This window comes from Trabulsiella guamensis ATCC 49490 (genome assembly GCF_000734965.1).
In the GTDB taxonomy this organism is placed as follows: Bacteria; Pseudomonadota; Gammaproteobacteria; order Enterobacterales; family Enterobacteriaceae; genus Trabulsiella; species Trabulsiella guamensis.
Genome location: NZ_JMTB01000015.1, coordinates 1 through 9101, shown reverse-complemented (window position 1 = coordinate 9101; position 9101 = coordinate 1). Strand labels below are relative to the sequence as shown.

The window sequence follows — 9101 nt, the reverse complement described above, 5'->3', positions numbered from 1 at the left end:
TACTCTCTTCGCATTAGTCCTGACCGTGGCAATGACCAACGGTGATTATCAGGACGTCGTTCTCGGCGTTTACGACACTCCACAGGAATGCGCACTCGCAGCTGAAGAGCAAAAAGTATCAGCTGAGTGTTGGCCAGTAGAACAAAGCATCCATACCGGCGAGCTTCCTGCAGAAGATATCGCGCAGCAGTAATCCCCTATTCAACCGACCAGGCTGACATTACGTGGCCGGGACGCGTACATTCAAATTTCAGGAGAAACCATGAGCGAAGTAACGGACTTAACTGTCATAGAAATCAAGCCGGAACAGGCACCAGTGCTTTATTCGGCTGGCGGACTTGATGCTTATCTCGAACAAATCCGCCAGGCAGTAAACGAAGTTCCGGACCTGTCCACGAAGAAAGGCCGTGACCGTGTTGCCTCTCTGGCGGCGCAGGTGTCACGCAGCAAGACCGCAATCGAAAAGCCGGGCCGTGAGTACCTGAAGCGACTGAAAGAGGCTGTGCGCCCTGCTGAGGCCGAAATTAAGCGTTTCGTTGATGCGTGTGACGAGTTGCGCGATGCGACCCGCCGCCCACTCACCGAATGGGAAGCCGAGCAGGAACGTATTAAGGCTGAAGAAGTTATGAATGCTCTGCACGCCGAAGCGCTGGAGATGAACAAAGATTTCGACCGCCAGCGTGCCGCGCAGATCGAGGCAGACCACGAAATGGCTCTGCTGATGAATGACGCTTTCGATCGTGACCGCGAAGAGCAGCGCCGCGAGGCTGAACAGGCGCAACGCGAGCATGAAGAACGAATTAAGCAGGAAGCAGCAGAACAGGCCCGCCGCGATGCGGAAGCGAAGCACAAAGCAGAGATTGAAGCCGCAGCGCGCCGTGAAGCGGAAGAGAAAGCACGTGCTGAGTTGGCTGAACGCCAGCGCATCGAAGCCGAACAGCGTGCGGCACGCGAGAAGCAGGAAGCTGAAGCTCGGGCAGAGCGCGAAAAAGCAGAGGCAGTGGAAGCTGAGCGCCTTAAGGCAAAGCAGGCAGAAGAAGCCCGCCTGGCAGAAGAGAAGCGCATCGCCGATGAGCAGGCAAAACGTGAAGCTGACGTGAAGCACCGTAAGACGATCGGTACCAACATCGTTAACGCACTCACCAGCCACACCAGTTTAACCCGCGAACAGGCTATCGAAGTGCTTACCGCCCTCAAAGATGACCTGATTCCCTGCGCAAAAATTCATTACTGAGGTGAATCATGATTCCAGTAGAGCTTGCCAGAACAAAGGAGGAAAGCCGGTTAAAACGAATTTGCTTTCTGGCAGAGGCACGTTACTGGCGTAGCGCCGGTAATAAAAAATTGAAACGACTAAACCTTTCACTGGCAAAAAACGAACGGTTATCAAGTCGTGACTTCCTTGGTGATCCACCATTCTGAGGTGTGACATGGAAACTAAAAAGGTATACGCAGCGATTAGCGGAGTAGCTGCGGCATTAGCTGAGCAAGGAATCAAGAAGGCAAGAAAACAAGGGAGCCAGGTAAATTATGCATTCCGTGGTATCGACGATATTTACAATGCTCTGGCGCCTGAACTTGTAAAGAATAAGCTTCTTATCCTTCCACGCTATACAGAGCGAACGATCGCAGAGCGAACCAGCAAAAACGGCGGAGCGCTGTTCTACATCACTGTCCGCGGCGACTTCGATTTTGTCAGTACAGAAGACGGCAGTATTCATACTGTCACTACCTATGGTGAAGCAATGGATAGTGGCGACAAGGCGACGAACAAAGCCATGTCTATAGCCTATAAGTACGCTGCATTCCAGGCTTTCTGCATCCCAACTGAAGAGACAATAATAGACGCTGATGCTGAAGTTCACCAGGTTCGTCCAACAGATGCAGACCAGATTCTTGCAGAGTTCAGCGAATACGTTGGACATGAAAACGATCCGCAGAAGCTCAAAGCTCGTTACGCAGAGACGTGGAAATCACTGGCAGGCTTCCCTGATCACCAGACGAAATGCAAAGACGTCACTGATATCCGTTTCAAAGAGCTGAAACAAGCCGCCTAACCAAATCATTCAGGATCAACATCATGTCATCACCTCTTACCGGGGCGGGCTATCTGCACGTCCTTCCTGGAGCCGGAACCAAAGAAGAGGTGCTGGCTCGCTGCTTCAATGCCATCGCAAACAACGATTACCGGCGCGAGACGGCTTCAGAAAGAGCTGAGCGCTATCTTGATGAGCTTCACGCGAAGGCTGTATGGGATGCTAACACTTTCTCTGGGCCAGTGTTCCAGATTGTCGGGCCAATTAAACCTATTCGCGGTCGTGAATATACACACAAAGACACGTACAAAGGCATTTTCTGGCAACGCTGGAAGTGATCATATCTCTGGCAGGAATAAAACCATGAAGCATGTTAACGACAACATACGAGTATGCTCAGTCATTTTTGTCTACTCCGTACTTAAAAGAGGCTGGGTATATCCCGGCCTCTCTGTTATCAAAAACCCGCTTAAGGCGCAGCGGTTAGCAGAAGAGATTAACAACAGGCGGGAGGCTGCGGCATGAGATTCGGATCAGTATGCAGTGGTATCGAGGCTGCCAGTAAAGCGTGGGAACCTCTCGGCTGGAAACCGGCATGGTTCTCTGAAATCGAACCATTCCCCTCAGCCGTCCTCGCCCATCACTGGCCGGAAGTAACCAACCTCGGCGACATGACCAAAATCGCCGATGCGGTGCGCGCTGGTGAAGTAGAAGCGCCTGATGTTCTTGTGGGTGGTACGCCTTGCCAGGCATTCAGCATCGCAGGCTTACGTGAAGGCCTGTCTGACGACCGCGGCCAGTTAACCCTCTCTTACGTGGAATTAGCCAATGCAATCGACGCAAAGCGCCGCGAACGCGGTGAGCCAGAATCAATCATCGTCTGGGAAAACGTCCCCGGCGTGCTCAGCAGCAAAGACAATGCCTTCGGGTGCTTTCTGGCAGGACTTGCCGGAGAAAGCAGTGAGTTGCAGCCATCAGGGGGAAAATGGACGCACGCAGGTTGTGTGTCTGGACCGCAAAGGGTTGTTGCCTGGCGCGTCCTTGATGCTCAATTTTTCGGAGTGGCCCAACGACGCCGCCGTGTGTTCGTTGTCGCAAGTGCTCGAAAAGGATTCGATCCCGCAGCGGTACTTTTTGAGTTCGACAGCGTGCGCCGGGATTCTGCGCCGCGCCGAGAATCGCAACCGGAAATTGCCAGAAATGCTGGAGAGCGCTCTAAAGTCGGTAGTCACTGGGATAACCCTGCCAACCCTCACCCAACTCTGAATCAGTACAACAATATTGGCGGAATCGGTGCCAGTAATCAGGAATTATTCAGCCAGCGCGGTTCTGGTCTCGTATCAGATTCTTATACAGATGTAGCCAGAACTCTTCTTGCAAAAGGAAACGACAGCACCGCCGATGATCTGGAAACTTATGCCGTCGTTGGTTCACAGACTCAATACGGGGACGAGATCGCTGGCACGTTAACTGCTCGCCATGATTCCTCGCCATGCGCTGATAGGGGAATGAACGTATTGGCTTATGGAGGAGGAAATACTTCTGGAAACATCGATGTTGCTACGGCATGTACCGCGCATGGAGTCAGAATGGATTTCGATACTGAGACTTTCGCAGTGCACGGCACGCAGGATCCTGACACCAACCGAGAGCTAGCACACACTCTTGGACGCAACAACGGGCAAGAAAACGCCTGCATTGCATTTAGCTACAAAGATAATGGCGCTGATGCAACGCCGGATCTGTCTCCAACGATTCGCGCAGGCAACCACGATAAAAGCCACGCCAATAGCGGCCAGCAGCCAGCTATAGCGTATGCATTCAAGGCCGGACAGGGTGCTAAAGCGGGTGGCATTGGTTACGCGGAAGAGCAATCACCGACATTAACCAGCGCCAGCAGCGGAACCAATCTTGCTCCAGCGGTAATGCATGGCGTGGCAGTTCGGCGACTTACCCCGATTGAGTGCGAGCGCCTTCAGGGATTTCCTGATGATCACACTCTGATCGGCTGGCGCGGGAAGGATGCTGATGAATGCCCGGACGGGCCACGCTATAAAGCCATCGGCAACTCTATGGCTGTGCCGGTTATGCGCTGGATCGGTGAGCGCATCGCCGCAGCGCTGCCAGCTGAGAAGTTGAATGGTGATTATGGCGGAAGTAAAACCCCGCTCGACCAACGCGACCTCTGGCGCACTCCACCAGCATTATTCGTTTCCCTTGATGCTGAGTTTTGCTTTCAACTTGATGCTGCCGCGGCGCCGCATAACGCGCTGTGCCGTAAGCTCATCACCGCCGAGCAGAACACGCTGGAAACGCCATGGGCTGATTACCTGAGCATTCCCGGCTACGTCTGGCTGAACCCGCCATACAGCGACATCATGCCTTTCGTTAAGAAGGCAACTGCCGAGAGCGCCAATCAGATCGGGACGGTCATGCTGGTACCGGCTGACACATCGGTTGGCTGGTTCAAGGAGGCTATCCAGACCGCCAGTGAGGTTCGCTTTATCACCGCCGGGCGGCTGGCTTTTATCAACCCGGTCACCGGTAAGCCGGTCAGAGGAAATAATAAAGGCAGTATGCTCATCATCTGGCATCCGTACCCGCGTACACACTGCCACTTCGCAACTGTGGATCGTGACGATCTTATGGCTTTCGGTGCGAAACTTCTCGCTCGCAGGGAGTCCGCATGACGCCAGAACAGGAAAACGCCATCCGCGCACAGGGACGTAAATGCGTGGATGAAATCCGACAGGCACTTAAAGCCAGGCCAAAGCCGAAATGGAATGTGGTAGTGCCGCCGATCCTCAAGAAGCATCACCAGAAGATTGCGCCTATGGGCATCAGCCTTGTGGCATTTGTCAGCAGCATAGGCCGGATGAACGGCAGATATGGAGTGGAATCATGAGCAATAAGATTGTGGAATTTCCGGTTGAACGCGATGAATGCGGCTTCTGGACACACCCTGACTACTTCGAACCAGCAAATGGCAATGAATATGGCGTATTTGGCGAGTTTGAAGAGTGGCTTAATAAAAACAACCTTGAGACTTATACGCTATCTCTGGAGTCAGACATCGAGCAGGAAGAGTTTGCCGAGAAATATTTCAGCGGTGAATGTGATGGCGATATCTCTCTTTGGGAGCCTACTAGACCTGATGGCGATGGCTGGTTTGTTGGTTCAATTCACGGCACAGAAGATGGCCCGTATTGCATATGGCTGCGCAACATTGGCAGTGCGGCATGAACAAAGCCTCATCAGTTGATTTGAGAAAAAGCCTCGAAATCGCCAATAACCTCGCACACATCGGAATTCGCTTTGTGCCGATCCCGGTATGAGCTGGCTATTGGGTTCTAAAGCACTGCTCCGTTATCCCTTTTCCCGGCCTCGTGCCGGGTTCTTTTTGCCTGGAGGAAGTCATGGCCAGCGAAAAACCGTTCCTTAAGGTGCCAGAACTGGCGGCAAGGATAAACGTGTCGCCAAGCACTATTTACCGAAACCCTTCACGTTACCACATGTTCAAAGTCGGCGGTTCTTGGAGGGCGAACGAAGAAAGCGTGGAAAAGTTTTCTCAAACAACCAACAATGTATTCCGGCTGGCTGTGGTCGGTGAGGAGTCTACTAAATGCCGATCTACAAAAGAGGTAAAAACTACTGGGTTGATATCTCAGCTCCAGATGGAACGCGAATTAGACATTCTACTGGCACCGAAGAGAAAGCAAAGGCGCAGGAATACCACGACAAGTTAAAGCATGAGTTGTGGGATATTTCGCGGCTTGATAAACGTAAGGAACATCTGTTCGAAGAGATCGTGATACTGGCGCTCAAGGATGCTGAGGGGCAATCACTTTACGGAACGAAAAAGGGTTATGCGAAATACTGGCTGTCTGTTTTCCGGGGGCGTGTTATCACCGGCATTAAGGGTGACGAGATCGCAAGAAAGATGCCTACTCATTCCCTGCACAAATCGCGCAAGTCTCTGGCAAACGGAACCATCAATCGATACCGGGCGTTCATTGTTCGCGCGTTCTCGCTCGCTTTAAAGCATGGCTGGATAGACCATCGGCCGTATGTCCCTGAACTACGTGAGCCAAAAGTTCGTGTAAGGTGGATCAGGAAGTGGCAGGCCAGAGAGCTTATCGATGCGCTTGAATCAGGCATCATGCGCAGAATTGTCTCCTTCGCCCTGCTTACCGGAGCCAGGCGAGGAGAAATTCTGTCGCTGAAGTGGGAAAACGTCGATGTTGAAAACAGAAATGCCATGGTTACCGCCGAGAACGCCAAATCAGGACGAGCCAGGGCACTGCCGCTTAACGAGGAGGCAATCAGGATCCTGCGAGACTGTGACAAGACCTGCCCGTTCGTTTTCTCGCTGAACGGTGACCGGTTAACAGATATAGACCGTGCTGAGTTTAACCGCGCTCTCGATATCGCACAAATCACCGATTTCAGGTTTCACGATTTACGACACACCTGGGCAAGCTGGCATATTCAGAACGGAACCCCTCTGATGATGCTTAAAGAAATGGGGGGATGGGAAACACTGGAAATGGTTAAAAAATATGCTCACCTCAGTGCTGAACATTTAAACAGATTCGTCGGTTCTGTCACGTTTTTGGCACAGGAAAACGAGATTGACACGCTAAGGAGTAAAAAGATGTCAGCAACAGGCTGATGCAATTACATATTTTTTGAGACTGTTTTCAGTCTTGTTTATCGAAAAATAGACTTTTACTCTGAATTAATCTGGTGGTTACTTGCCTCAATATATGACTGACTATAACATGCCTGATAGTCTTCGGAATATCACCGCACTTCGGCGGTTGATAATGTGAAAATTGAGTAAGGCCAGGATGTCACAGACGCCACTAGAATTGAAAGGCAGTAGCTTCACCTTATCAGTCCTCCATTTGCATGAAGCAAAACCCGAGGTTATTCGTCAGGCGTTAGAAGACAAAATCGCCCAGGCTCCGGCTTTTCTTCGTCACGCGCCGGTGGTCGTTAATATCAGCAATCTCGACGATGCCGTCTCCTGGCAACCCCTGCAACAGGTCATCTGTGAAACCGGCCTGCGCATTATGGGCGTCAGCGGCTGCAAAAACAGCAAGCTGAAAGCGGAGATCGACAGCGCTGGCATTCCCTTACTGACTGAAGGGAAAGAAAAAGTTACCCGTGCTGCGCCGGCAAAAACGCCCCCTGCTCCACCCAAAGATGTTACTCCAGTCACAAAAACACGATTGATTGACGCCCCGGTTCGTTCCGGTCAGCGGATTTATGCACCACAATGTGATCTGATTGTGACGAGCCATGTGAGCGCAGGCGCGGAACTTATTGCCGATGGCAACATCCATGTTTATGGCATGATGCGTGGACGCGCACTGGCGGGTGCCAGCGGCGACAGAGAAGCACAAATATTTTGTACGCACCTGGCGGCGGAACTGGTTTCCATCGCAGGGCAATACTGGCTGAGCGATAACATCCCGGCCGAATTTTATGGCAAAGCGGCACGCCTGCAGTTGGCAGACGACGCGTTGACTGTTCAACCTTTGAATTAATCCCTTTTTAACAAGGAATTTCTATGGCACGCATTATTGTTGTTACTTCGGGTAAAGGAGGCGTTGGCAAGACCACCTCCAGCGCGGCCATCGCTACTGGTTTGGCCCAGAAGGGAAAGAAAACTGTCGTTATCGATTTTGATATCGGGCTGCGTAACCTCGACCTGATCATGGGTTGCGAACGCCGCGTGGTCTATGACTTCGTTAACGTCATCCAGGGCGATGCAACGCTGAATCAGGCGCTGATTAAGGACAAGCGCACTGAGAACCTCTTCATTCTGCCCGCATCCCAGACGCGTGACAAAGACGCCCTCACCCGCGAAGGTGTGGCGAAAGTGCTTGAAGAGCTGAAGAAGATGGAATTCGATTTCATCGTCTGCGACTCCCCGGCCGGTATCGAAACCGGCGCGCTGATGGCGCTCTACTTCGCCGATGAAGCGATTATCACCACCAACCCGGAAGTCTCTTCCGTGCGTGACTCCGACCGTATTCTTGGTATCCTGGCATCAAAATCCCGCCGAGCCGAGAACGGTGAAGATCCTATCAAAGAGCACCTGTTGTTGACCCGTTACAATCCGGGTCGTGTAAATCGTGGTGACATGCTGAGCATGGAAGATGTGCTGGAAATTCTGCGCATTAAACTCGTCGGCGTCATCCCGGAAGACCAGTCCGTGCTGCGTGCTTCCAACCAGGGTGAGCCGGTTATTCTGGATGATACGTCGGATGCAGGGAAAGCCTATGCCGACGCAGTGGAACGTCTTCTGGGAGAAGAACGTCCTTTCCGCTTCGTAGAAGAAGAGAAGAAAGGTTTCCTCAAACGCCTGTTCGGAGGATAAATTATGGCATTACTCGACTTTTTTCTCTCACGAAAAAAGAATACCGCTAACATCGCCAAAGAGCGGTTACAGATTATCGTGGCGGAACGCCGTCGCAGCGACGCAGAACCGCATTACCTGCCTCAGCTGAGAAAAGACATTCTGGAAGTGATTTGCAAATATGTGCAGATTGACCCGGAAATGGTCACTGTTCAGTTAGAGCAAAAAGATGGCGATATTTCGATTCTGGAGCTCAACGTCACGTTGCCAGAAACGGAAGAGTCAAAATCCTGAGCACGTAGCCCCGGCAAGCACAGCGCCGCCGGGGAATTCGCCGGGCGGCACGTTGTTTGCCCGGCCTGCGTTAACGCGGGTACGCGTCCAGCAATGTTTTCAGACGATCGGCCATCAATTCTCCCCGCCAGCCAGACACCATCTCCGGTAATCCATTTTGTGGTCTCAGCGCCCAGTGCCAGTTCAATAACTGGTTGATCTGCCGGCGCGACGCCAGCATCTCCGCACTCACGCCCTTCTCAGTGCTGACCACCTGCACCAGCGCTTTGATCTCTTTAAAGACTTTACGATAACACGGCATATCGACCAGGTTTTGTAACGCCTCCGGCAGCAGATCGTCGGTCAGGGCGGCAGCTTTAGCCACCAGGCTCAGCAGTGTTTTGCCGTGGAAACGGATTTCGCTG

At 52.3% G+C, this 9101-nt stretch carries 12 protein-coding genes and 3 pseudogenes; 14 read left to right on the top strand and 1 reads right to left on the bottom strand.

The genetic code is table 11. The annotated features are described in order from the left end of the window. From GTGU_RS24185 to minE, 14 genes and pseudogenes are all read left to right on the top strand, one after another. A partial coding sequence (locus tag GTGU_RS24185; protein WP_038153598.1) for a DUF1482 family protein occupies positions 1-193 on the top strand: 193 nt, incomplete at its 5' end. A 69-nt stretch (positions 194-262) separates the two neighbouring features. Continuing rightward, positions 263-1234: a hypothetical protein gene (locus tag GTGU_RS01345; protein WP_038153597.1), complete on the top strand. Its 972-nt coding sequence runs from the start codon at positions 263-265 to the stop codon at positions 1232-1234. A 196-nt stretch (positions 1235-1430) separates the two neighbouring features. Beyond that, a complete protein-coding gene (locus tag GTGU_RS01340) occupies positions 1431-2057 on the top strand; it encodes an ERF family protein (protein ID WP_038153596.1) in 627 nt (208 codons plus the stop codon). 23 nt (positions 2058-2080) lie between these two features. After that, positions 2081-2374: a hypothetical protein gene (locus GTGU_RS01335; RefSeq protein ID WP_051857270.1), complete on the top strand. Its 294-nt coding sequence runs from the start codon at positions 2081-2083 to the stop codon at positions 2372-2374. 25 nt (positions 2375-2399) lie between these two features. Continuing rightward, the gene (locus GTGU_RS01330) at positions 2400-2561 is read left to right on the top strand and encodes a DUF1317 family protein (protein WP_038153595.1); all 162 of its coding nucleotides are present in this window, start codon (positions 2400-2402) and stop codon (positions 2559-2561) included. Beyond that, positions 2558-4135, top strand: a pseudogene (locus tag GTGU_RS01325) (DNA cytosine methyltransferase); the annotation flags it as partial. The gene GTGU_RS01330 and the pseudogene GTGU_RS01325, both read left to right, overlap by 4 nt. Beyond that, entirely contained in the window at positions 4124-4726 is a 603-nt protein-coding gene (locus tag GTGU_RS26860) for a phage N-6-adenine-methyltransferase (RefSeq protein WP_342665254.1), read from the top strand. The pseudogene GTGU_RS01325 and the gene GTGU_RS26860, both read left to right, overlap by 12 nt. Then, entirely contained in the window at positions 4723-4941 is a 219-nt protein-coding gene (locus GTGU_RS01315; protein WP_038153594.1) for a hypothetical protein, read from the top strand. Before GTGU_RS26860 ends, GTGU_RS01315 begins: the two co-directional genes overlap by 4 nt. After that, positions 4938-5279, top strand: coding sequence for a hypothetical protein (locus GTGU_RS01310; RefSeq protein WP_038153592.1), 342 nt, complete (start codon positions 4938-4940; stop codon positions 5277-5279). Before GTGU_RS01315 ends, GTGU_RS01310 begins: the two co-directional genes overlap by 4 nt. Further along, a pseudogene (locus tag GTGU_RS25580) lies at positions 5276-5368 on the top strand (DUF1382 family protein); the annotation flags it as partial. The gene GTGU_RS01310 and the pseudogene GTGU_RS25580, both read left to right, overlap by 4 nt. Positions 5369-5658: 290 nt before the next feature. Further along, positions 5659-6708, top strand: coding sequence for a tyrosine-type recombinase/integrase (locus GTGU_RS01305; RefSeq protein WP_038153591.1), 1050 nt, complete (start codon positions 5659-5661; stop codon positions 6706-6708). 178 nt (positions 6709-6886) lie between these two features. Beyond that, positions 6887-7588: a septum site-determining protein MinC gene (gene minC / locus GTGU_RS01300; protein WP_038153589.1), complete on the top strand. Its 702-nt coding sequence runs from the start codon at positions 6887-6889 to the stop codon at positions 7586-7588. A 23-nt stretch (positions 7589-7611) separates the two neighbouring features. After that, positions 7612-8424: a septum site-determining protein MinD gene (minD, locus tag GTGU_RS01295; protein WP_038153588.1), complete on the top strand. Its 813-nt coding sequence runs from the start codon at positions 7612-7614 to the stop codon at positions 8422-8424. Positions 8425-8427: 3 nt separating this feature from the next. Beyond that, positions 8428-8697, top strand: a complete 270-nt coding sequence (minE, locus tag GTGU_RS01290; protein WP_038153586.1) for a cell division topological specificity factor MinE — start codon at positions 8428-8430, stop codon at positions 8695-8697. Between the two features lie 70 nt (positions 8698-8767). On the opposite strand, the pseudogene GTGU_RS01285 reads toward minE, so the two are convergent. Then, positions 8768-9101 (bottom strand): annotated as a pseudogene (locus GTGU_RS01285) (ribonuclease D); the annotation flags it as partial.